The sequence below is a fragment of the Wolbachia endosymbiont of Drosophila seguyi genome (assembly GCF_028981765.1).
GTDB classification, from domain to species: domain Bacteria; phylum Pseudomonadota; class Alphaproteobacteria; order Rickettsiales; family Anaplasmataceae; genus Wolbachia; species Wolbachia pipientis.
The window spans coordinates 1-22,598 of sequence record NZ_JAPQLM010000180.1 but is presented as its reverse complement, the minus strand read 5'-3'; the positions used below and the strand labels follow the sequence as shown (position 1 = coordinate 22,598).

Genomic DNA, 22,598 nt, shown 5'->3' with positions numbered 1-22,598 from the left:
TTGCAACTGGTTGACCTACCTTTCTTTGTTCATTTGCCAGCTTAACAGCTTCCAATTTGAATTCTGCCGTGTATTCTCTTGCCATTTCTAATCCTCCAAAATTTTATTTTACCCGAAAAAACTCCTTTCTTTCTCTCCACTTTTTCTGAGTAAGGTCAAGAAGCCTATTGTCTAATTATGTACCTAAATTTTATTACGGCACTTTCACTACTACTTTAACGAGTGAGCTACCTTTCTATAAAAGACCTATCGACTGTTGCAATTATAGGCGTAAACAAGAATGATAAAAGAGTACGAGATTGAGTAACTATGTACACTTCTGCTGGCATACCAGGGTATAGGTATACGTTTTTAAACTGAGCAAGCTCTGGTTTTGGTATCACTACACGTACTGAATAATAACGCCCTAGTCTTGGATCATCAAGAGCGTCAGGAGAAATATGGCTTACTATACCACTAATTAAACTTAAACGACGTGCACTGTAAGCACTTAACCGGACTTTAACCTTTAGCCCTTCTAGCCCATCAATAGAGACTATGTTGCTATCTTTCTTTTGTGCCGACAGTACCTCTTCTATGTTTCTGGTCTGAATTTTAGCATCTATTATTAGGTCATCATCCGATGGCACTACGCTCATGATCGGAACTCCAGATTGTATAACACCACCTTCAGTATGGTATCTTATATCTGTGACTATCCCATCTTGAGGCGATTTAATTATTGTACGTGCTAATGAATCTTCAGCAACCATCAGCCTCTCTTTCAAGTCTGCAATAGACGTACTAACTTCCTTAAGTTCAGCGTTTGCTCTTTCTTGAGAATCGTTTCTCACGTTTATAATTTCTAATTCGTTCTCTCCAATTTTTTGCTGCACTTGAGATATTGCAGAACGGTAATGTCCAACTCTGGCTTCAATTTCAGCAAACTGCTTTTCTAAAGCTAAAATGTGTGGTTTGCTTATATGGCCACTATCAAGTAATTGTCTTTTTGTTTCCAACTCCTCAGTTATCAAGTCATATTGCTTATGAGCTGCATTTAGTTGAAAGTTTAGCCCCGCTAATTCATCATTTAACTGCTTTATACGTTGTTGCAGTATGTCTGTTTTTCCCAATATGCTCTTTCTCTGAGAGTTGAACAACTTTACTTGATTCTTTATCGCTTTATTTACAAGTTCATCGTGAGATAATTTTTTAACCTCATCAGGAAACTCGAGCGTGTCCAAATCTACTCTGATTGCAAGAAGCCTTGCTTCTGTTGCTAAAAATGATAAGAGCTTCTCTTTGATAATACTTAAATTCGCCTTCTCGTTAACATCACTCAACAAAACTAGAGGCTCATCTTTTTTAACTGCTTGGCTCTCTTTGACTAAAATTTTGCTTATTATTCCTCCACCCAAGTGTTGAACTATTTTCCTATTTGAAGATACAATAACTTCTCCACTTGCATGCACCGCACCGTCAATTGGAGCTATAGCCGACCAAATACCACCTATCCCAAAAAAGATAAGTATTACTACCAGACCAAAAAATAGTGGTCCCCATGTTACTCTCAGAACTTCATTTACGTTATTACTTTCACGTTTTAAAATAAAATTTATCATCGCATCAATCAATGCGAACGTCTTATCCAAAAATTTTGGGTACTTCTTCTTTTTATTTTTTGCTCCTTGCATATTTATATTATCACTATGGCCAATCAAGCCTGTCAAAGAAAATCCAGTGCTAAGCTTTTTTAACTTACTGATCATAATACTACTGTGAATTTGTGTTAACTCAAGATAACACACAAAAACAAAGAATCTATAATTTAAGCATTCCATTTAGACTGTAGAGCACCAGAATAAACTATTTAGTAACAATTCCTGCATAACTATGTTTTTAAAATTTTTTGACGTTCAACTTTATTATAACTTTTCCTTTATTTTGTGAATATCTGAGTTACTTATATTATGTAAGAAATCTATTGCCAACTAGTCAATATTCTGTTAGGAATTAAGATAATATAAAGTTATTATGTTTGGATTGGAAAGCAGAAAGTTCCTGATTACTGGTGCATCAGGCGGAATAGGGCAAGCAATTGTAAAAATTATGCACAAAGCCGGAGCAACTTTATGTGTTTCTGGCACAAAAAAAGAAGTGCTCGAAGAAGTTGCTAAACAATATGAAAAAAGTATGCACGTACTCCCTTGTGATTTATCAAATGCTGAGGAAGTAAATCAACTAGTAAACAGAGCAAGTGAGTTGATGGAAGGCTTTGACGGGCTTGTATGCAACGCGGGCATTACGCAAGACAGTTTATTATTGAGAATGACAGATGAAACATGGCAAAAAGTAATTGATATTAACTTGAGTTCTACATTTAAGCTGAGTAGAGAAGCATGCAGGAAACTAATTAAGAATAATTGGGGAAGAATTATAAATATTTCCTCAATAATAGGGCTGACAGGAAACGCCGGGCAAGCAAATTATGCAGCGTCTAAAGCTGGAATAATAGCTATGAGCAAATCTATAGCAAAAGAAGTTGCAAGTCGTAATATAACAGTAAATTGTATTGCTCCTGGGTTTATAGATACTAAAATGACTGAAGTTTTAAATGAAGTGCAAAAGGGAAAAATATTAGATAATATTCCAATGAAAAGAATGGGAACAGGGGAAGAAATAGCAGCAGGGGTCTTATTTTTAGCAAGTGATGAAGCAAAATATATAACAGGGCATGTGCTTAACATTAATGGTGGGTTATTTATGTAGCAACACTTATGTATGGACAAATTATAATTTTTACTTTAAAATGAAAATATGTGTAGGTGTAGGTTTACGTTAATTTATTATTTAGAGGCAAAAAAATGAGCTCTATAATGGAATTTTTTAGTGTTTTTTGCGTAGTATTGCTTTTCTCTTTCTCAGGTTATGCAGCTGACCCTGATATGGATGACACAGCTAAAGTAATATGCAATATTATTGGTTATGTTTGGGGGATAGGCGGTCCACTTATGACGGTAGTAATAATTGGTGCAGCTTTGCTTGCAATATTTGGCAGGATGCCGTGGCCAGCCCTCTTTGCTCTTGGCATGTTCTGTGGTGTATTTTTTGGCGCTAAAACTATCATAACGAAAATTATGCCCAATGTAAGCGATGAAGCAAAAGCTATGTTGGAAAATTGTGGAAAGAGAAACCCATAAAAGCACAGAAATGCTTTTTTGTTATCCATTAAATCGCTTCATATCTTCAACTTGCAACAAATAAGGGCTATCTTTTGGTAAAGTTTTAACAGCTAGCTCAGCATATTTTGTAAATTGCTTTAAATCACCTTCAATACAAGCCTTTTTTGTCAAAGCAAAATAATGCATTGCCGTATCAGCGTCACATTTATATGCAACGCTTAAATATTTCCAGACAAAAGCGTTATTTGGTTCTACATTCAAAATCTGCTCCAGGTAAAAAATTGCCTTTTTTGCATCACCGTGTAATAATAAAGTATGAGATAATGCAAGTTTCACTAAATAACTGTTTTTCTCAGATAAATACCTAAGCGATTCCTCATACATTTTTATTGCTTCACTTAAATTTCCAGCCTTGTATAGCATTTCTGCTTTTAATTCATATAGGTATGGGTCATTGCGTGACTCTTGAATCAATGAATTAACTTTAGCAATAGCCTCCTCTATCTTTCCTTGCCTATAGCAAACTATAGCATTTACATACTCAGAATTATCTTCATATTTATTAGATAACACATGAATAGGAGCAAAGAAAGAGTCTAGCTTTGCAACCACACGCTCAAACTTTAGTAACTTATCCGCAAAAATTGGTTTTACGTTGTTTTTGACCTTATAATTCTGTACAGCAAATATACGTTTCTCACTAAGTGGGTGAGTACGGAAATATTCCTCGGTATTCTCATGCTCAATACTTTTAAAATAATCAAAAATCTCTTTCATACCTGAATTATCATAGCCAGATTCATCAAGGTACCTTAAAGCATAGCTATCTGCTACACTTTCTTGCTCTTGAGAATAGTTAAAAAATAGCCTTGAACTGAGTGCTACACCACTAAGCAAAATTGCACCAGCAACCTGAGGGTTAATGATAATACTAGAAACTAATCCTACCATATAACTAATCATTGCTATCGATTGAAAATAACCCATAGCACTACTCATTTGCAATATATGACCAGCAGATATGTGAGCAATCTCATGTGCTAATATACCAAGCAAGACATAAGGTTTAGCCGAATATCGTAAAAGCCCTAAATGAATGAAGATACTGTTATTGTTAATTACAAAAGCATTAATCGAACTGTCATTAATTACAAAAACTTTCACTTGATCATGATCAATATCTGCAGCAGAAAATAAAGGTTGCGCTAGCTCTTTCACTATTGCTTCCACCTCACTATCTCTAATAATGTTAATAGAGTAAGCATTATTATAATATGCAAGAAAGAACAATAAGGTCAAAAACTTAGCAATTCTAAACATGAAAATGCTGTGCTTGTATAATTTACAGGAATTTTATATTTTAACACTTAAATTATACAAATTTATAAACGCTAGTTTAATTTTTTAACGTAACTGATAAGTTTGTCGATGGTAGTTAACTTAATTTTATGTTGTTCAGCAAATTTAAGCAACTGAGGTAAGCGCATCATAGAGCCATCATCATTCACTAATTCACACCCTACAGCTGCATGATTAAGACCAACCAACTTTGCTATTTCAACACTTGCTTCAGTGTGACCATTGCGTGCTAAAACCCCGCCTTCATTTGCAATAATAGGGAAAACATGCCCTGGAGTAATAATATCGTCCTTAGTACTCTTTTCATCAATGGCAGTAAGTATCGTATGCGTTCTATCATGAGCAGAAACACCTGTTGTAATGCCATAACGCGCATCAATTGACGTAGTAAATGCAGTATGAGGAGTAAGCTTTTCATCTACATTGCTCTTCCTCATAAACTCAAGATTTAGTTTACTCATATGAAGCTTTGTCATAGCTAAAAATACAATACCAGTACCGTATCTAACCATAAAAGCCATATGTTCTGGTTTTACTTTTTCAGCTAAGACAACCAAATCACCTTCATTCTCTCTACTTTCATCATCAACTAAAATGAACAATTTACCGGAACGAGCATCCTCTAATACATCTTCCACAGAAGAAATACCGGGTAGACTCATTGAAGCATAAGTGGCCTGTACCATAATAATTTACTTAAATTCAATCTTAACTATTTTATACAATTTCTCTCCATTTGGCACTGTCACTTCCACATACTCACCGACTTTTTTGCCGATTAAGGCACTCCCGAGTGGTGAACTAGTAGATATTAACTGCTTTGAAACATCAGCTTCATATTCGCCTACAACCTTATAAACATATTCCACTTCACCGTTATTATCACTTAACATTCTTAATGTCACAGTTGCACCAAATATTACTGAATCACCAGACAAATTTTTTACTTCTATTACTTCCGCATGTGAGAGCTTACTTTCTATCTCCATTATACGGCCTTCAATAAAACCTAACCTTTCCCGTGCAGCATGATACTCTGCGTTTTCAGACAAATCACCTTGATCACGAGCATCAGAAATAGCTTGTATAACAGAAGGCTTTTCTTCCTTTAATTTTTCAAGTTCGGCTTGCATATTCTCAAAACCTTCCCTCGTCATAGGAAATTTATTAATAATAGATGAAGCCATAATTACCACCTAAACGCAATTAAATTGAGTAACAAAATTACTCACAATATTAAAAATATCACCTTTTATATCACCATTCATGTCATTTGACAACTTTTTTAAAACCCCAGGGTGTACAGTACGAAAATAATTAACAAGATCATGTTCAAATTTATTAACGTTACTTATTTGTATTTTACTTAACTGATTATACAGGTTAGAAAAAATATACATCAGCACTACTTGCTCTTCTATTGACATAGGTAAATGTTGTTTTTGCTTTAATAACTCAACAAGATATTTACCCTTATTCAAGGATAATTGAACACTAGCATCAAGATCAGAACCAAATTTTGCAAAATCTTCTAATTCTCTATACTGAGCTAAGCTTAGCTTTATAGAACCAGCAACTTTTTTCACAGACTTTAATTGTGCAGCAGAACCAACCCGTGAAACCGACAAACCTATATTTACTGCAGGTCGAAATCCTTTATAAAATAATTCAGACTCAAGAAAGATCTGCCCATCGGTAATTGAAATAACATTTGTTGGCACATATGCGGATACATCACCAGCTTGAGTTTCGACAATTGGCAAAGCAGTTAAAGAACCCTGCCCTTTTTTATCAGACATTTTAGCAGCTCTTTCAAGCAAGCGAGAATGTACATAGAATATATCTCCAGGGTAAGCTTCACGACCAGGAGGACGTCTGAGCAATAAAGACATCTGCCTATATGCCACAGCATGCTTAGATAAATCATCATATATAATCAAACAATGCATTCCATTGTCACGGAAAAATTCCCCAATAGTGCAACCAGCATAAGGTGCTAAAAATTGTATAGGCGCGCAGTCAGATGCACTAGCCACAACTACAGTTGTATACTCTAATGCTCCGCTTTCTTTCAGCTTATTTACCACTTTTGCTACTGTTGAAATTTTTTGCCCAATAGCAACATAAACACAGTAAACTTTTTGATTTTCGTTTACCTCATCGTTAATCTTCTTCTGATTGATAATAGTATCAAGCGCAATAGTAGTTTTACCAATTTGTCTATCACCAATAATTAATTCACGCTGCCCTCTACCTATTGGAATTAGCAAATCTATAATTTTAATTCCTGTTTGCAGTGGCTCATGCACAGACTTACGATCAATAATGCCTGGCGCTTTAGATTCTATATCCATTCTGTTTTTGGCTCTAATTTCCCCACCGTCGTCCATAGGATGGCCCAACGCATTTACAACTCTCCCTAACAATTCATGCCCTACAGGCACCTGCACAACATCACCACTACATTTTACAACGTCCCCTTCTTTCACATCACGGTCATTACCAAGCACAACTATTCCAGCCGTATTATGATCTAAATCGAGAACTATTCCTTCTACACCACTTGCAAAAAATACCTTTTCACCGAATTTTGCTTTTTCCAGCCCATAAACCAATGCGATACCATCTGTTACTGAAATTACTTCACCTATATTTTCCCGCTTTATAGGATTATCAAACATCTCAACCTTTTCTCTTATTATACTTGCTATCTCAGAAACATTCATACTGTTCTTCATACAAAATTCCTTACTTTTAATATTTCCATTTTACTTAAGTCAACTAACCTATCCAAGTAACTTTTTAGCGAAGCATCGATCAAATTAAAACCATACCTAACTACGAAGCCACCTAGTATAGAAGGGTCAACCACATTGCTTACTTTTATTATTTTACCAAGAAAGCTCAAAGATTCAGTAATTATTTTTATATCAGATTCCTTTAAAGTTTCTGCTGACTTTATAGTAATTTCGAATTCATTTTCATTTTCTCTTGCAAGACTTAAGAATTTTTCTAATATAAGGATCAATAAACTAGAGCGTTTATTTGCAAATATAACCATAATAAATTTTACTAAATTCTCACTCAAGTGCTCATTTATAGAAAGCATCACTTCTTTTTTGTGTGCAAAAGAAATCATAGGATGAGATAGGTACACAAAAACATCACGTTGATCCTTAAAAAAAGCCAACAAAAATTCTACTTCTTTCCTTATAATACCTAACCTGCTTCCTGAGACATGAAATAGCACTCTAGCGTAAGATGAAACTAAATTATTGTATTGGGTCTTTTTCATATTAAATCCAGTAAATCTAAATTAATTCAGCTACAAATCTTTCATTCTTCAATCCAAGCATTTTTTATATAAACAGGTCTTCTCTTTAAGGAAAGAAAATATAAATCATATCTGACTGAATAATCTAAAAAACTAAGGTTTTTACTTAAGAAATACTTAGAAGAATTTATAATAGACTGACATTGAAGATGAGATATCGGTATTTCTTTTCCAAGTAAACTTGTTTTAACTTCTATAAAAATCAGCTCCTTTTTTTTAGATACAATTAAGTCAATTTCACCGAACTTACAACGGTAACGGCGTTTTATAACATTATACCATTTCAGTTTTAAATATACTAAAACTAATAACTCGCCAAAGTAACCTACAAAGTAGCGTAACCTACTTACCACAAGAAGAACAATTATGATAACAATTAACTTTGTGTAACTACTTTGCCTCCTTCTTTATTTTTACTATAAACCTTACCTCTTGCTGCAATATCCCTATCAACCAGTTCTATCACTGCCATTGAAGCGCAATCACCCTTTCGAGTGCTAAATTTTATTATTCTAGAATACCCACCTTTACGATCTTGATAACGGCTGGCTAAGACGTTTAATAACTTATCAACTGCTAACTTACTATTATGAAGGCGTGAAAGCAAAAGTCTTCTACCATGTAAAGTATTCTTATTCTTAGCAATTGTAATAAACTTTTCGACATATGGACGAAGTTCCTTAGCTTTTGGTAAAGTAGTTACAATCTGCTCATGGTTAATTAATGAGATAGATAGATTCTTTAACGTCGATAATCTATGTTCAGTACAACGAGATAGTTTACGTTTTTTTATTCCATGTTTCATATATCACCTAATCTTCATCAGTATGTTGTTTAGCCAACTCATCTATATCCTTAGGTGGCCAGTTTAGCACATTCATACCCAAAGACAAGCCAAAATTAGTCAAAACTGCCTTAATCTCATTCAAAGACTTTCTGCCAAAATTAGCAGTTCTTAACATTTCACCTTCTGTCTTTTGTACAAGATCACCTATATAAGTGATGTTTTCGTTTTTCAGACAGTTATGAGACCTGACAGATAATTCCATTTCATCTACCTTACGCAATAAGACAGGGTCATAACCCAAATCTTTAGCACCACTAGACGAAGAAACCTGCGATTTTTTATAACTTACATCAGAACTAATAAAGGGCTGAAGTTGCTCCTGTAATATTCTTGCAGCAGAGTCAACAGCTTGACTCGGAGAAATTGTACCATCAGTTTCAATTGACAATATCAGCTTATCCTTATCAGTCACTTGGCCAACACGACTGTTCTCTACCCTGTACGAAACCCTGTTGACAGGGCTATACAAAGCATTAACTGGAATAAAACCAATTAAATCCTGTTCACTCATAAGCTTCAAAAGTTCATTTTCTTTATATTTAGTTACAGGAAGATAACCTTTTCCGCTAGCCACATATATGGTCATGTTAAGCTCCACATTTTGCCCCAGCGTACATATTAACAAATCTTTATTAACAATAGAGCATTGATCATCAGTTTCTATCATCCCAGCTAATACCTGGCAAGGCCCTTTAGCGTTTAAATTTAAGCATTTATTAGAAGCACCATTTAATTTACACCTCAACATACCCATATTTAATACTATATCAGTTACGTCTTCTCTCACCCCTTGAATTGAAGTGAACTCATGAGTTACACCTTCAATTTTTATTCCATAAACAGCACTACCTTTAAGAGAAGATAACATTACACGTCTTAATGCATTGCCTAATGTTAAAGCAAAACCACTTTCCAACGGTTCTAGCACTATATCACTTTTTTCACTTGAATCATCTGATATTACCTTAACTGAACTAGGTTTAATCAATTTATCTAAATTGCTACAGAGAGAAACATCATTATTATAATACATAAAACAACCTTTTCAAATATCCTATACTCTTCTTTTTTTTCTTAACCTGCACCCATTATGAGGAATTGCGGTTTTATCTGCAATTGAAGTCACAGTCAACCCACAGCTCTGAAGTGCTTTAACCGCAGCTTCGGTACCAAAGCCAGGGCCGCGAATTATTACAGAGACAACCTTCATACCAAATCTCTCCATTGCGTTCTTCGCAGCAGACTCCGCAGCCTTACCTGCAGCATAAGGTGTGGATTTTCTCGAACCTGAAAAACCACATGCACCCACAGAAGTTTGACATAGCGTATTACCATGAACATCAGTTACATTTACAAAAGTATTATTAAAAGTTGCACGAATATGGACAACACCAGTAATAAACTCCTTCTTACTCTTACTAACCGTTTTGACTTTTTTCATTAAAACTCACAATAATAATAAATTTTATTTTTTCCCAGCAATAGGCAACCGAGATCTACCTTTACGAGTCTTAGCATTAGTATGAGTCCTTTGCCCTCTCACAGGTAAACCTTTTCTATGTCTCACCCCTTTATAGCATCCCATTTCCACTAAAGATTTTATGTTCATAGCCACTTCTTTTCTGAGCTCACCTTCTATAACATAATTTTGTCTAATGAAACCGCTGATCTTTTCTATATCTTCATCTCGTAATTCTGAAACACGTTTGCGCTTATCAACTTCGCAAGCGTGACAAATTACATTCGCAGTAGCAATACCTATACCATATATATAAGTTAATGCAAAAGGAACACATTTCCTCACTGGAATATTTATGCCTGCAATACGTGCCACTGGTACCTCGATACTTTATTAATAACAACTCTTAATTTATACCATAAAACAACTCAGAGTCAAACCAAATTACAAGAAATTTTACTTTCAATCTCTTGCGTTACCTCATCAACACTCAAATTAGCGTCAATTGTTAATAATTTGCCTTTATAATACTCGCGTAAACCTTTCATTTGAAGGTGATATTCACTTATTCTCTTATTAATTGCAGACATATCAGCATCATCAATTCTTTTCTCTAACCTCGTACTTTTACATTTAGCACAAGTAGTACTCTTAAAAGAAGATACACTATATATGCTTTTACAGTCCAAACACGCGAGACGATTTTTTAACCTATCGATTGCAATATTATCGTCAAGCTGCAGCTCAACTACAATGTCAACATCCCTATTATATTTTTCTTGCAAAACTTGAGTCAAAAAATGAGCCTGGTTTAAATTTCTCGGGAAACCATCTAATAAGCAATTATCATCCACTAATGCAAGCTGGTCACGTAATAATCCACATATAATTTCATCTTGAATTAAATTACCAGATTCCACGGTACCCTTTATTTTTCTACCTAACTCACTACTGCTAGATATAATATTCCTTAATAAATCCCCTACTGAAATTAATTTTAAATTATATTTTGCTATTAACAAGCTTGACTGAGTACCTTTACCAGAACCTGGAGGACCAAAAATCGTAATGATCATCTTACTTTCCTCGTTTTAGACTCATATTTCTTTATCCAGTTGTCGTACCTATTTGAAAAAATATAAGATTGTATTTGCATAATAGTATCAGTAATAACGTTCACTATAATCAGTAAGCTCGTCCCACCAAAAATAAATGGTATATCATAATAATATCTCATAACTTCAGGTACAGTACATATGACTACCAAATACGCAGAGCCAATGAATGTCAACTTAAAAACTATATCTTGAAGGTAATCAGAAGTATGTTTCCCAGGCCTTCTACCAGGTATAAAACCACCATTTTTTTTAAGAAAATCTGCGTTTTCCTCTGGATTAAATATAAAATTGGTATAGAAAAAATTAAAAAATACTATCAGCACCAAATAGGCTACAATATATACTACTTTATTTGCCATAAAGTAATTCAAAATAAAATCAGAAAAAGCGTGCCCCTTATAGAAATTTGCAATTGAAATAGGTGTCAATAAAATTGCATTAGCAAAAATGGTTGGTACTACACCAGATAAATTAATCTTCAATGGAATATAAGTAAAATCGTCATTATGTAATCTTTTAAATTGCTTTTTAGGATGTTGAACAATAACCTTTCTATAAGAAGACTCTACAAAAATGACTAAGAGTAGCAGCAAAAAAAACAATACCAAAACAAAAAGGATAATAAATAACGATACGCTACCGTTTTTATTTAACGTTAACAAAGATGACAAAACGCTGTGTAACTCTGATATTATACCCGTGAAAATGATTAATGAGATACCATTGCCTATACCGCTAGCGCTGATTCGTTCACCAAGCCATATTAAAAGCATAGTTCCACCTAAAAGGCTGAAAACACCTATTGTACGAAACATAACACCAGGTTCGATTACAACCAATACCCCTTCCCTATTCATCCCTTCCAATCCAACCAAAATTGGAATTGATTGAAATACACAAATTACTATGGTCAGATAGCGTATATAAGAATTCATCTTTCTACGGCCTGACTCTCCATCATTCTTAACTTCCTTCATTCCTTTAATCGCAGAAGAAAGTAACTGAATAATGATAGAAGCCATTATATATGGCATAACGTTCAATGCTAGAATTGTCATTCTAGCCAATGCACCACCAGAAAATAAATTAAATACTCCAAAAACGCCTGAGCCATCTTTGGGAAATATATCATTAATTACATCAAGATTAATTCCAGGAATAGGCACATAAGTACCCAAGCGATAGCAAATCAAAGCTATTAGCGTAAAAAATATACGCTTTAATAAGTCGCCTTTATATAACAACGTAGGATCCAAGCTATTAAATGCTGATTTATTGCCCATGACTTACGATAGTATTTCCACACTACCACCAACTGAAGCTACAGATTTTTTTGCAGCTTCTGACGCAAAATCAACATGAAACACAAATTTTTCGCTCAACTTACCTTTATTAAGAAGTTTAATTTTATCCTTAATAGACTTTATAAAACCTAATTTATACAGCCTCTCCTTATCTATAACAGAGTCTTTTACTATTTTTTTAGCTTCCATTAAGCGCTGTATATCGCCAACATTAATTATAGAGTATATGCTCCTACGTATAGGCTTAAAACCTCTTTTAGGCAAACGAGTATATATAGACTGTTGTCCACCCTCAAAACCATTTATAGAAACTCCACTTCTAGCCTTCTGCCCTTTATGCCCTCTACCGGATGTTTTACCTTTACCACAACCGATACCTCTACCCAGCAACTTAGGCTTCTTTTTCTTAGATAATTTAGTAAATATAGAGTTTAATTTTACAGCATTATTCATACTTTACCTGTTTCCAACTATCTCGCTAATCTTTTTGCCTCTTTTGCTTGCTACCTGACGAGGAGATAACATACTATCAAAAGCCTTAAACACCGCACATATAACGTTATGAGGATTATTTGATCTAGTGGATTTAGCTACCACATCCTTTATACCTAACACCTCAAAAACTGATCTAATCGCTCCACCAGCAATAATACCTGTTCCGGCTCTTGCGGTTCTTAAAACTATCTCACCAGAACAAAATTTAGCTTTAATATCATGATGCAAAGTTCTACCTTCACGCAAGTACACTCTAATCATTGATTTCTTTGCAGCATTTACAGCTTTGACTCTTGCTTCAGCAACTTCTGCGTGCTTACCTATTCCACACCCTACCCTACCCTTCTCATCGCCAACAACAACCAAAATTGAAAATGAAAATCTTCTACCACCTTTGGTAACCGTTGTCACTCTTCGTACCGAAACTAAAAGCTCTGATAAATCATTATTATTTTGTAAATTCTTTATAGCCATATTCAAAACCTTCTAAAATTCAAATCCAGAACTTCTTAAAGCCTCAGCAAATTGAGAAACTAATCCTGTGTATTTATACGCTCCACGATCAAACGTAAGCTGCTGCTCTAATTTCATGCCAGACAGACGCTCAACCATTAAAGAAGAAACCTGTTTTATAGTTTCAGCGTTGACTTTCCCTTTACATACATCCTTAATTTTAGCATCCAAAGTAGAAGCTGAAGTGAGAGTTATTCCTTTTACATCATTAATTAACTGGACATAAAAATGCCTATTAGATTTAAATATGGATATACGTAAACGTTCAGCGCTCTTGTCAAGCTTCGCTCTATTACGTAACTTCCTTTTTTCAGAATTACTTAAAAAATTATACGATCTTTTCATTTTTATTACTTCTTTTTACTTACAACCTTACGCAGCATAAATTTGCCTTTTATTACAACACCCTTACCTTTATAAGGATCATATTTTCTAATTTTGCATATATCAGACGCCACCATATAGACCTTCTGCTTATCCATACCACTAACTACTAAGTGAGTTGGCTTTATGCACTTAATCTCAACATCTTTAGGCACTTTATATTTAACATTATGGCTATAACCAAGAGATAAAGTCAAATACTTACCATCACACTCTGCCTTATATCCCACACCGTTAATCTCAAGATTAACAGAAAAACCATCAACCATGCCGTTAATGATATTATTAATATTACTCCTATAAGTGCCCCACATAGGCTTTATTTTATCATAATTATCTTTATCTTGATCAACAGAAAGCAATAGCTGATTATCAATAATCTGACACACAACATCCCTGATCAAGCTAACTTCCTTTTCAGCCTTAGCACTCTTTATTAACATACTACCATTATTATATTCAACTGAAACACCAGCAGGAATATTGATAGGAGCAGCACCTATACGAGACATGAATTTCTCCTATTATTTAAAACACACGACACAAAACTTCTCCACCAACCTTTAATTTATGTGCATTATAATCAGTCATCACTCCTTTGGGTGTCGATATAATAAAAATACCAAGACCATTATATGCTTTAGAAATGTCCTTATACTTAGAATAACGACGACAACCAGGCTTTGACACCCTAACTATGTCACTAATTACAGGTGACTTCTCATAATACTTCAATTTTACAATGAAAGAAGGTAAGTTATCTACAACTTGCTTTTCATAATCAAGGATATACCCTTCCTCTTTTAAAATCTCCAATATAGAAGAATTCATCTTAGAAAATAGTACCCTTGTTGCCCTATGCATTGCCAATTGAGCATTACGTATCCTTGTTAAAAAATCACCAATACTATCAGATAACGCCACAATATACTCCTTATATTATATTTACCAACTAGACTTTGTAACTCCTGGAATTTGCCCAAAAGAACATAAATCACGCAAAACAATTCTACATAAACCAAATTTTCTATATACTCCTCTTGGTCTCCCAGTTAAAGCACACCTATTTCTAATTTTGGTTTTAGAAGAATTTCTAGGCAATTTTTTAATTAATTTATTTTGAGCTGTAAACCTTTCTACAATAGACAAATTCTTATTATTTATTATAGATTTCAATTTTTCTCTTTTTTCTTTATATTGATCGCACAACTTTATTCTGCGAAGATTTCTTTCTATCATAGATTTTTTTGCCATATATTTCTCCTCTCAATTAATCAAAAAAAGGAAATTTAAGAGCCAGTAATAATTCCTTTGCTTCCTTATCACTAACTGCACTTGTTATAATATTAATATCCATACCTCTAATTTTACTTATTTTATCATAGTCTATTTCTAAAAACGAGATATGTTCCTTTATACCAAAGGAAAAATTACCATTACCGTCAAATTGCTTCACACTAAATCCTCTAAAATCTTTTTCCCTTGGCAAAGCAATATATATCAATCTTTCTAAAAACTCATACATTTTATCTCTACGCAAAGTTACTTTGCAACCTACTGTAGCACCTTTTCTGATCTTGAAGCCAGAAATAGATTTTTTTGCAAAAGTTGATAAAGGCTTCTGCCCAGCAATCAAATACAGGCTATCAAGTGGTTCATTTATTGCTTTACTATCTGTAGCAGCATCTCCAACGCCCATATTGATACACACCTTGACAAGTTTAGGCACTTGCATTATATTGCCGTAATTAAACTTATCCTTCAAGGACTTTACTATGCTATCTTTATACAATTCTTTAAACATATCAACCTAATCTATCACTTCTCCAGAAACTTTTGCAAAACGCACTTTTCTACCGTCTATAACCTTAAACCCCACTCTAGTTGGAGTTTTATATTTAGGGTCCAATGTTGCAACGTTGGATATATCAATAGCTAACTCTTTATTTAATATACCACCACTACTACCAGCTTTTGGTTTAGTATGTCTCTTATGCACATTCACTCCAGAAACAATTACTTTCTTTTTAGCATCACGTGCTATAACTTTGATTACCTTACCAATTTTTCCCTTATCTTTACCAGTTAAAACTATAACGTCGTCACCACTTTTTATTTTAGCACTCATTATAAAACCTCAACAGCTAATGACATTATCTTCATAAAAGAACCAGATGATAACTTTTTTACCGGACCAAACACCCGAGTGCCAAGTGGTTCACCTTGATCGTTAATCAAAACTACAGCATTGCTAGAAAAACGAATTACAGAACCATCAGATTTCCTAATAGGGCTTTTCACCCTCACCACAACTGCTCTATATACTTTTCCCTTCTCAACTTTCCCTCTTGGAGTAATAGATTTAGTAGATACAATAACTGTGTCACCTATAGATGCAGACTTTCTACCACCCAATAAACCAATACAAAGCACTGCACGCGCGCCAGAATTATCAGCTACTTCCAACAATGTATTTTTTTGAATCATATAAATATCCTATTCAATGTGAGCTATTAACAATAACCCATTTTTTAGTAGTAGAAATAGGCTTGTGTTCTTGTATTAAAACCTTGTCCCCTTCTTTACAACTATTATTCTCATCATGTGCTGTATACTTCTTGTATTTTTTTATAACCTTTTTATACAGCTCATCCTTATACACTTGTAATACCGAAACCTTTACAGTCTTATCACACTTAGCCTTAGTTACAGTACCACAAAAAACCTTTTTAGGCATTCCTTTCCTCTCTTCTTCTTTTATTTAATGTAGTTAAAATACGAGCTATGCTCTTTCTTATTAAGCTAAAACGCGAAATATTGTTGCACTGGCCCAGCTTCTTTTGAAAAACCAAATTAACAAACTCTTTTCTCAAATTCACAAGAATTTCATGCAATTCTTGCGAGGACCTCGATTCAATGTCAGCTATATCCATTGCAACTCCATTTAATTATGATTAGATACAAATTTACACTTCATAGGAAGCTTAGCAGTTGCCTTTTCAAGCGCCAATCTTGCTAAATGCATGGGAACATCACTGCTAATTTCAAACAACATTCTACCGGGCTTAGCTTTAAATACCCAAAACTCAACACTACCTTTCCCTTTACCCATACGCACATCCGCCGGCTTTTTACTAACAGGGGTATCAGGAAAAATTCTTATCCACACTTTACCAGAGCGTTTTAATGTTCTAGATATTACACGCCTTGCAGTTTCAATATGCTTAGATTGAATCCTACCTGCTTCCATAGCCTTTAGACCATAATCTCCAAAAGATAATGTGCTACCACCTTTCGTGTTACCCTTAATTCGTCCTTTAAATACTTTTTTATATTTACTTTTTTTAGGAATAAACATTTCAATATACCTAATTAGTTACCAATATAAACCCAGACCTTAACTCCTATGATGCCATATATAGTTTTTGCTTCAGCAAAAGCATAATCTATATTAGCACGTAAAGTATGCAAAGGCAAACGGCCTTCTTTATACCACTCAGTACGAGCTATCTCAGCTCCGCCAAGGCGCCCAGAACAACTTACTTTAATACCTCTAGCACCCATCCTCAAACAACTTTGAATAGCTTTTTTCATCGCTCTTCTAAATGAACCCCTTTTTTCTAACTGCTGTGCAATGCTGTTTGATATTAAAACTGCATCTATTTCAGACCTTTTAACCCCTACTACATTCACTTCCACATTATTTTTTACTTTTTCAGCTATCTTTTGCTTTATCTTCTCAATATCCGAGCCTTTCTTACCTATTATCACTCCAGGTCTAGAAGAATGTATTATTACAGATACCAAATCGATCGTACGCTCTATAATTACTTTAGAAACACCAGCATGCTTAAAAGATTCATTTATATAACTGCGAATAGATAAATCTTGATGCAACCCTTGTTTATAACCCTTCTCAGCATACCAAATAGATGACCAAGTATTAATTATTTTTAACCTAAATCCTTTAGGATTAACGTTTCCCATATTTTTGCACTTTCCTTATTAATTTTCTATTTTTATGAATCATATAATTTCCCCCAATTTTACAGTTATATTACTATAACGTTTACTAACTCTATTAGCTCTACCCATAGCTTTTGGACATACCCTACGCAAAGTAAGAGACTTACCTATTAAAATTTCTTTTATATATAAATTATCGATATCCAATCCATAATTTTGAGCATTAGCAATCGCAGAATTTAATACCTTCCTTATAAGACCTGCAGCTTTCTTTTCACAAAATCTTAATTGCACAGTGGCAAAAGAAACTTTTTTATTACGTACTAAACCAGCAACCAAATTCAATTTACGAGGAGTTGATTTTAAAACCCTAGAACCAGCTTTAACTATTACATCTCTGTTTTTCATATCAATTACCTCCTTGTCGCCTTTTTATCACCACTATGCCCAGTAAATTTACGAGTGGGTGAAAACTCACCAAACTTATGACCTATCATATTCTGATCATTAACATTCACAGGAATGTAATCCTTACCATTATAAACAGCAAACTTTAAACCTAAACAATTAGGAAGAATTACAGAAGCCCTGGAATGAACTTTTATAGCCATGTTAACAAACCCCTTGTTTAAAGCATTATTCACCGACTTTAATATAGAAGGATAACAAAAAGGAGGCTTCCATGCAGATCTACTCATAAACTAACCTTTCAATTGTTTTATATACTTATCACTAGATTTATTTCTCCTTCGAGTTTTCTTTCCTTTTGTTGCAACACCCCAAGGAGTAACAGGATGACGACCACCAGAGGTTTTTCCTTCCCCGCCTCCATGAGGATGGTCAACTGGATTCATTGCAACTCCACGTACAGTAGGTCTAATCCCAAGCCACCTACTTCTCCCAGCTTTACCCAACTTTCTATTCTTATGGTCAGGGTTAGATACTACACCAATAGTAGCCTTGCAAGAAGATAAAATCAACCTAATTTGACCAGACCTGAGTCGTAATAAAACATATTGGCCATCACGACCAACGATTTGTGCATAACAACCAGCAGCTCTAGCAATCGCAGCACCATTACCTGGCTTCAGCTCAACATTATGAACGAAAGAACCAACAGGTATATGCTTGAGTAGTAAACAATTCCCTGGCAAAATATCAGCATCATTCCCAGCTGTAACAACATCACCTGGCTTCATACCTTGAGGAGCTAATATATAAGACTTAATATCATCTTCCTTATATGATATTAACGCCAAAAACCCACTTCTATTTGGGTCATACTCTATTTTTTCAACTATACCTTGACCACTTCTATTACGCTTAAAATCTATCACTCTATACTTCTTTTTGTGACCACCACCCCTATGACGAGTTGTAATTCTACCATGATTATTTCTTCCACCACTGGACTTTTTACCGGATGTAAGAGACTTTTCTGGCTCATCTTTTGATAAACCAACTTTACTTACTAACACAGTCCCACGAGAAGACGGAGTAACAGGATTAAAAAATTTCATACCCATACTAAACGCTCATTATATCTAATTTTTGACCATCCATCAAAGAAAAATAAACTTTCTTTTTCTGTTTTTCACAACCAACCACACCCCTAAAACGCCTATATTTAGGCTTAATTCTAACAACATTTATAGAAGAAATTTTAACATCAAATAGAGACTCTATTGCCAACTTTATTTGACGCTTATTTACATTTACAAAAACATACAAAGAATATTTATTAAACTTCTCCCTCAAAAAAGAGGCCTTTTCTGTAATTATAGAAGATTTTATTATATTATTATATTTGATCATAACAATCTACCTTCAAGATGCTTTAAAGTATCCTTTGTCAACATCACGCATTCGTGATTCAATATATCAAAAACATTTAACCCAATAGGTTTGATTAAGTCTACATAGTGCAAGTTTTTAGCCGCACGCAACAAATCATCTCCATAATCACCAACTATCAAAAAGGAAGAAAATTTAAAATTTTTAATACATTTACACATTTCAGACGTTTTCTTCACATCAATATTTAAATTATCCAGAATAATTACTTGATTATTTAAATACTTTAGAGATAAAGCAATTTTTAAACCAAATTTGCGTACCTTCTTATTAAGAGAATAAGTATGACTCCTCACAACAGGGCCGAAAATAATCCCACCACCTCTAAATTGAGGAGATCGCAAGCTCCCTTGTCTTGCCCTACCGGTACGTTTTTGACCATAAGGTTTAGCTGTTGTACCAGAGACATCACTAATACCTTTTGTTTTATGAGTACCAGCTCTTCTCTTCGCTAATTGCCATCTCACTATATCATGCAAAATACTCAATTTTTGCTTAGCAGAAAATATCAAAGGATTGAGCTGAGCAGTACCTACATTATCATTAGATAGATTAACTAAATTACATTCCATAACTAACTTACCAAATTACTAGCATCATCATTTACATCTAACAGTAAACCTACCGGAAAAGGAACATCTTTATGTAAAGATTTTTTAACTGCATCTCTTACAAAAACATAGGAATTTTTAAACCCAGGAACATTATTACCCTTCACAGCAATTATACTATTTTCATGATCAATGGATAATATCTTCATATTTTGTGCAGTTATCCTGCTGTTACCTAAATGACCAGCCATTTTCTTTCCTTTGAATACTCTACCAGGATCCTGACATTGGCCAGTGGAACCTTGTGATCTGTGAGCAATAGAAACACCATGAGATGCCCTAAGCCCACTGAAATTATGCCGCTTCATCACACCAGCAAATCCTTTACCTATAGAATAACCCGTAATATCAAGATATTGACCAACCACAAAATGATTGATTCCCACTTTTTTACCACATTCTATTCCCGACAGGTCATTTAATCTACTTTCGTATAACTTACATTTATTATTTATACCCTTTTTCTTTAAATATTCCAACTGAGGTTTTGCTATATTTTTAAAATCCCCTGTGCCTAAAATGACTGAATTATAGCCACATTTATCTTGTCCTTTTATATCAATAATATGAGTTTCGCTGAGATGCAATAAAGTTACAGCCATGCGACTATTGTCAGAATACATAGCAGTATGACCAATATTCATCATTAGTAAACCAATTCTCCTCAGCGAATTTATTCTCTTCATTTCCTTCTCCTAAACCTTAACTTCCTTGACTTTTAAATCCACTTCTACGCCAGCAGAAAAAGATAAACCTGTAAGCATCTGCATCATAGTAGGAGTAAGATCATGTAAAACAATCAAACGCCTAGAAGTTCTCATTTCAAACTGTTCACGAGATTTTTTATCAACGTGAGGAGATCTATTAACAATAAATTTAGAATCTTTCCTTGGCAACGCAATCGGACCAGACAATTTTGCACTGGACCGCTTTAATTCATCAACAAATTTTCGAACACACTCCTCCAATAAAGAACAATCGAAAGCCTTAATGTTAATATATATATCTTGCTTCATCTTAGTTACTACACTCACTCCAAAATTTCAGAAACAACACCAGAACCAACAGTTCTACCGCCTTCTCTTATCGCAAAACGCAATCCCTCATCCATTGCTATCGGTACTTGCAATTCTACTTCTACACTCACATTATCTCCTGGCATTACCATCTCCTTCCCATCTAGCAATTTTATGCTCCCAGTTACATCCGTTGTCCTTAAATAAAACTGTGGCTGGTAATTCGCAAAAAATGGTGTATGCCTTCCTCCTTCCTCTTTCTTTAATATATAAACCTCCGCCTTAAACTTTCTATGCGGTGTTATCGTCCCCGGTTTCGCTAATACTTGCCCTCTCTCCACTTCTTCTCTTTTTGTTCCTCTTAACAATATTCCTACATTGAGTCCTGCACTTCCCTTATCCAGCAACTTCTTAAACATCTCAACACCTGTGCATATCGTCTTTTGCGTCGCTTTCAGACCTATTATCTCTATCTCTTCTCCCGTCTTTATCTCTCCCTTCTCTATTCTTCCTGTTACCACTGTTCCTCGCCCCGATATCGAAAATACATCTTCGATTGGCAATAAAAATGGTAAATCCACAGGCCTTGGTGGAACCGCTACATATTCATCTAACTTTTCCATCAATTTATCTATTGATTTCTTTCCATATTCGCTGCTGTCATCCTCCAGCGCCTTGAGCGCTGAACCAACCACCACAGGCACTTCATCCCCTGGAAATCCGTATTTACTCAGTAATTCCCTCACTTCCATTTCTACTAAATCTATCATATCAGCATCAGCAACATCAGCTTTATTTATATACACTACGATATATCCAACACCTACCTGCTTCGCCAGCAATATATGCTCTCTCGTTTGTGGCATTGGCCCATCAACCCCCGACACTACCAATATCGCCGCATCCATCTGTGCTGCACCTACTATCATGTTCTTTACATAGTCAGCGTGTCCAGGACAATCAACGTGTCCATAATGCCTTTTCTCTGTCTGATACTCAACATGCGCTGTTGCTATCGTTATCCCCCTCTTCCTTTCTTCTGGCGCTTTGTCTATCTGATCGTACGCTACAAAATTTCCATAATGCTTCGTTATCGCCGCTGTTAACGTCGTCTTCCCATGATCCACATGTCCTATTGTTCCCACATTTACATGCGGCTTTCCAAATGCTTCCACTA

General features: G+C 34.7%; 36 protein-coding genes. 2 read left to right on the top strand and 34 right to left on the bottom strand.

Annotated features, from left to right (window positions below; all coding sequences use genetic code 11):
* Window positions 1-227: 227 nt before the first annotated feature.
* Window positions 228-1,748 carry an HlyD family type I secretion periplasmic adaptor subunit gene (locus tag OZD62_RS04785; protein ID WP_275019542.1) on the bottom strand — a complete coding sequence of 507 codons (1,521 nt, stop codon included), beginning with the start codon at window positions 1,746-1,748 and terminating at the stop codon, window positions 228-230.
* A 265-nt stretch (window positions 1,749-2,013) separates the two neighbouring features.
* Here OZD62_RS04785 and fabG point away from each other — a divergent pair, with 265 nt between their 5' ends.
* Together fabG and OZD62_RS04775 are read left to right on the top strand one after the other, a co-directional pair.
* Complete coding sequence (fabG, locus tag OZD62_RS04780; protein WP_275019541.1) at window positions 2,014-2,748, top strand: 3-oxoacyl-[acyl-carrier-protein] reductase; 735 nt, start codon at window positions 2,014-2,016, stop codon at window positions 2,746-2,748.
* A 95-nt stretch (window positions 2,749-2,843) separates the two neighbouring features.
* A complete protein-coding gene (locus OZD62_RS04775) occupies window positions 2,844-3,179 on the top strand; it encodes a TrbC/VirB2 family protein (protein ID WP_275019540.1) in 336 nt (111 codons plus the stop codon).
* 21 nt (window positions 3,180-3,200) lie between these two features.
* Here the strand turns inward: OZD62_RS04775 and OZD62_RS04770 are convergent, their stop codons facing one another.
* From OZD62_RS04770 to tuf, 33 genes are all read right to left on the bottom strand, one after another.
* A complete protein-coding gene (locus OZD62_RS04770; RefSeq protein WP_182282544.1) occupies window positions 3,201-4,481 on the bottom strand; it encodes a M48 family metalloprotease in 1,281 nt (426 codons plus the stop codon).
* Between the two features lie 71 nt (window positions 4,482-4,552).
* Window positions 4,553-5,206, bottom strand: coding sequence for a 3,4-dihydroxy-2-butanone-4-phosphate synthase (gene ribB / locus OZD62_RS04765; RefSeq protein WP_038198925.1), 654 nt, complete (start codon window positions 5,204-5,206; stop codon window positions 4,553-4,555).
* 6 nt (window positions 5,207-5,212) lie between these two features.
* Window positions 5,213-5,707 (bottom strand): transcription elongation factor GreA, encoded by a 495-nt coding sequence (gene greA, locus OZD62_RS04760; protein ID WP_010962740.1) that lies wholly within the window; start codon window positions 5,705-5,707, stop codon window positions 5,213-5,215.
* Between the two features lie 9 nt (window positions 5,708-5,716).
* Window positions 5,717-7,258, bottom strand: coding sequence for a F0F1 ATP synthase subunit alpha (atpA, locus tag OZD62_RS04755; protein ID WP_275019539.1), 1,542 nt, complete (start codon window positions 7,256-7,258; stop codon window positions 5,717-5,719).
* Window positions 7,255-7,815 carry an ATP synthase F1 subunit delta gene (atpH, locus tag OZD62_RS04750; protein ID WP_010962742.1) on the bottom strand — a complete coding sequence of 187 codons (561 nt, stop codon included), beginning with the start codon at window positions 7,813-7,815 and terminating at the stop codon, window positions 7,255-7,257. Before atpH ends, atpA begins: the two co-directional genes overlap by 4 nt.
* Window positions 7,816-7,856: 41 nt before the next feature.
* Window positions 7,857-8,207: a YraN family protein gene (locus tag OZD62_RS04745; protein WP_012673177.1), complete on the bottom strand. Its 351-nt coding sequence runs from the start codon at window positions 8,205-8,207 to the stop codon at window positions 7,857-7,859.
* A gap of 23 nt (window positions 8,208-8,230) precedes the next feature.
* A complete protein-coding gene (gene rplQ / locus OZD62_RS04740; protein WP_007550873.1) occupies window positions 8,231-8,659 on the bottom strand; it encodes a 50S ribosomal protein L17 in 429 nt (142 codons plus the stop codon).
* A 7-nt stretch (window positions 8,660-8,666) separates the two neighbouring features.
* Window positions 8,667-9,734: a DNA-directed RNA polymerase subunit alpha gene (locus tag OZD62_RS04735; protein WP_012673178.1), complete on the bottom strand. Its 1,068-nt coding sequence runs from the start codon at window positions 9,732-9,734 to the stop codon at window positions 8,667-8,669.
* A 21-nt stretch (window positions 9,735-9,755) separates the two neighbouring features.
* Entirely contained in the window at window positions 9,756-10,142 is a 387-nt protein-coding gene (gene rpsK, locus OZD62_RS04730; protein WP_015589137.1) for a 30S ribosomal protein S11, read from the bottom strand.
* Between the two features lie 24 nt (window positions 10,143-10,166).
* The gene (gene rpsM, locus OZD62_RS04725; RefSeq protein WP_275019538.1) at window positions 10,167-10,535 is read right to left on the bottom strand and encodes a 30S ribosomal protein S13; all 369 of its coding nucleotides are present in this window, start codon (window positions 10,533-10,535) and stop codon (window positions 10,167-10,169) included.
* A 59-nt stretch (window positions 10,536-10,594) separates the two neighbouring features.
* Window positions 10,595-11,236, bottom strand: coding sequence for an adenylate kinase family protein (locus OZD62_RS04720; RefSeq protein WP_265021978.1), 642 nt, complete (start codon window positions 11,234-11,236; stop codon window positions 10,595-10,597).
* On the bottom strand, window positions 11,233-12,561 hold the full coding sequence (gene secY, locus OZD62_RS04715) for a preprotein translocase subunit SecY (protein ID WP_275019537.1): 1,329 nt from the start codon (window positions 12,559-12,561) through the stop codon (window positions 11,233-11,235). Before secY ends, OZD62_RS04720 begins: the two co-directional genes overlap by 4 nt.
* A 3-nt stretch (window positions 12,562-12,564) precedes the next feature.
* Window positions 12,565-13,035, bottom strand: a complete 471-nt coding sequence (gene rplO, locus OZD62_RS04710; protein WP_006279863.1) for a 50S ribosomal protein L15 — start codon at window positions 13,033-13,035, stop codon at window positions 12,565-12,567.
* Between the two features lie 3 nt (window positions 13,036-13,038).
* A complete protein-coding gene (gene rpsE, locus OZD62_RS04705; RefSeq protein WP_010962748.1) occupies window positions 13,039-13,551 on the bottom strand; it encodes a 30S ribosomal protein S5 in 513 nt (170 codons plus the stop codon).
* A gap of 12 nt (window positions 13,552-13,563) precedes the next feature.
* On the bottom strand, window positions 13,564-13,935 hold the full coding sequence (gene rplR, locus OZD62_RS04700; RefSeq protein ID WP_006279867.1) for a 50S ribosomal protein L18: 372 nt from the start codon (window positions 13,933-13,935) through the stop codon (window positions 13,564-13,566).
* 5 nt (window positions 13,936-13,940) lie between these two features.
* Window positions 13,941-14,486, bottom strand: a complete 546-nt coding sequence (rplF, locus tag OZD62_RS04695) for a 50S ribosomal protein L6 (RefSeq protein ID WP_275019536.1) — start codon at window positions 14,484-14,486, stop codon at window positions 13,941-13,943.
* Window positions 14,487-14,502: 16 nt separating this feature from the next.
* Entirely contained in the window at window positions 14,503-14,898 is a 396-nt protein-coding gene (rpsH, locus tag OZD62_RS04690) for a 30S ribosomal protein S8 (protein WP_007551150.1), read from the bottom strand.
* A gap of 21 nt (window positions 14,899-14,919) precedes the next feature.
* Window positions 14,920-15,228 carry a 30S ribosomal protein S14 gene (gene rpsN / locus OZD62_RS04685; protein ID WP_006279345.1) on the bottom strand — a complete coding sequence of 103 codons (309 nt, stop codon included), beginning with the start codon at window positions 15,226-15,228 and terminating at the stop codon, window positions 14,920-14,922.
* 16 nt (window positions 15,229-15,244) lie between these two features.
* Entirely contained in the window at window positions 15,245-15,778 is a 534-nt protein-coding gene (gene rplE / locus OZD62_RS04680) for a 50S ribosomal protein L5 (protein WP_010962750.1), read from the bottom strand.
* 6 nt (window positions 15,779-15,784) lie between these two features.
* Entirely contained in the window at window positions 15,785-16,102 is a 318-nt protein-coding gene (rplX, locus tag OZD62_RS04675; protein WP_006279347.1) for a 50S ribosomal protein L24, read from the bottom strand.
* Window positions 16,102-16,461: a 50S ribosomal protein L14 gene (gene rplN / locus OZD62_RS04670; protein WP_006279348.1), complete on the bottom strand. Its 360-nt coding sequence runs from the start codon at window positions 16,459-16,461 to the stop codon at window positions 16,102-16,104. Before rplN ends, rplX begins: the two co-directional genes overlap by 1 nt.
* Window positions 16,462-16,474: 13 nt before the next feature.
* Window positions 16,475-16,711, bottom strand: a complete 237-nt coding sequence (rpsQ, locus tag OZD62_RS04665) for a 30S ribosomal protein S17 (RefSeq protein ID WP_007549925.1) — start codon at window positions 16,709-16,711, stop codon at window positions 16,475-16,477.
* A complete protein-coding gene (rpmC, locus tag OZD62_RS04660) occupies window positions 16,704-16,907 on the bottom strand; it encodes a 50S ribosomal protein L29 (RefSeq protein ID WP_275019534.1) in 204 nt (67 codons plus the stop codon). The genes rpsQ and rpmC overlap by 8 nt, the downstream gene beginning before the upstream one ends.
* Before the next feature lie 11 nt (window positions 16,908-16,918).
* Entirely contained in the window at window positions 16,919-17,332 is a 414-nt protein-coding gene (rplP, locus tag OZD62_RS04655) for a 50S ribosomal protein L16 (protein WP_010962752.1), read from the bottom strand.
* 14 nt (window positions 17,333-17,346) lie between these two features.
* A complete protein-coding gene (gene rpsC / locus OZD62_RS04650; protein ID WP_264329534.1) occupies window positions 17,347-17,961 on the bottom strand; it encodes a 30S ribosomal protein S3 in 615 nt (204 codons plus the stop codon).
* Window positions 17,962-18,000: 39 nt separating this feature from the next.
* Window positions 18,001-18,348, bottom strand: coding sequence for a 50S ribosomal protein L22 (gene rplV / locus OZD62_RS04645; protein ID WP_007549821.1), 348 nt, complete (start codon window positions 18,346-18,348; stop codon window positions 18,001-18,003).
* Window positions 18,349-18,353: 5 nt separating this feature from the next.
* Window positions 18,354-18,638: a 30S ribosomal protein S19 gene (gene rpsS / locus OZD62_RS04640; protein ID WP_275019533.1), complete on the bottom strand. Its 285-nt coding sequence runs from the start codon at window positions 18,636-18,638 to the stop codon at window positions 18,354-18,356.
* Between the two features lie 3 nt (window positions 18,639-18,641).
* A complete protein-coding gene (gene rplB / locus OZD62_RS04635) occupies window positions 18,642-19,466 on the bottom strand; it encodes a 50S ribosomal protein L2 (protein ID WP_015589143.1) in 825 nt (274 codons plus the stop codon).
* Between the two features lies 1 nt (window position 19,467).
* Window positions 19,468-19,755 carry a 50S ribosomal protein L23 gene (locus OZD62_RS04630; protein WP_010962755.1) on the bottom strand — a complete coding sequence of 96 codons (288 nt, stop codon included), beginning with the start codon at window positions 19,753-19,755 and terminating at the stop codon, window positions 19,468-19,470.
* Window positions 19,752-20,366: a 50S ribosomal protein L4 gene (rplD, locus tag OZD62_RS04625; protein ID WP_012673183.1), complete on the bottom strand. Its 615-nt coding sequence runs from the start codon at window positions 20,364-20,366 to the stop codon at window positions 19,752-19,754. The genes OZD62_RS04630 and rplD overlap by 4 nt, the downstream gene beginning before the upstream one ends.
* Before the next feature lie 2 nt (window positions 20,367-20,368).
* The gene (gene rplC, locus OZD62_RS04620) at window positions 20,369-21,091 is read right to left on the bottom strand and encodes a 50S ribosomal protein L3 (protein WP_010962757.1); all 723 of its coding nucleotides are present in this window, start codon (window positions 21,089-21,091) and stop codon (window positions 20,369-20,371) included.
* Window positions 21,092-21,100: 9 nt separating this feature from the next.
* Window positions 21,101-21,421 carry a 30S ribosomal protein S10 gene (gene rpsJ, locus OZD62_RS04615; RefSeq protein ID WP_012673184.1) on the bottom strand — a complete coding sequence of 107 codons (321 nt, stop codon included), beginning with the start codon at window positions 21,419-21,421 and terminating at the stop codon, window positions 21,101-21,103.
* A 14-nt stretch (window positions 21,422-21,435) separates the two neighbouring features.
* Window positions 21,436-22,596, bottom strand: a complete 1,161-nt coding sequence (tuf, locus tag OZD62_RS04610; RefSeq protein WP_275019454.1) for an elongation factor Tu — start codon at window positions 22,594-22,596, stop codon at window positions 21,436-21,438.
* Window positions 22,597-22,598: the final 2 nt, after the last annotated feature.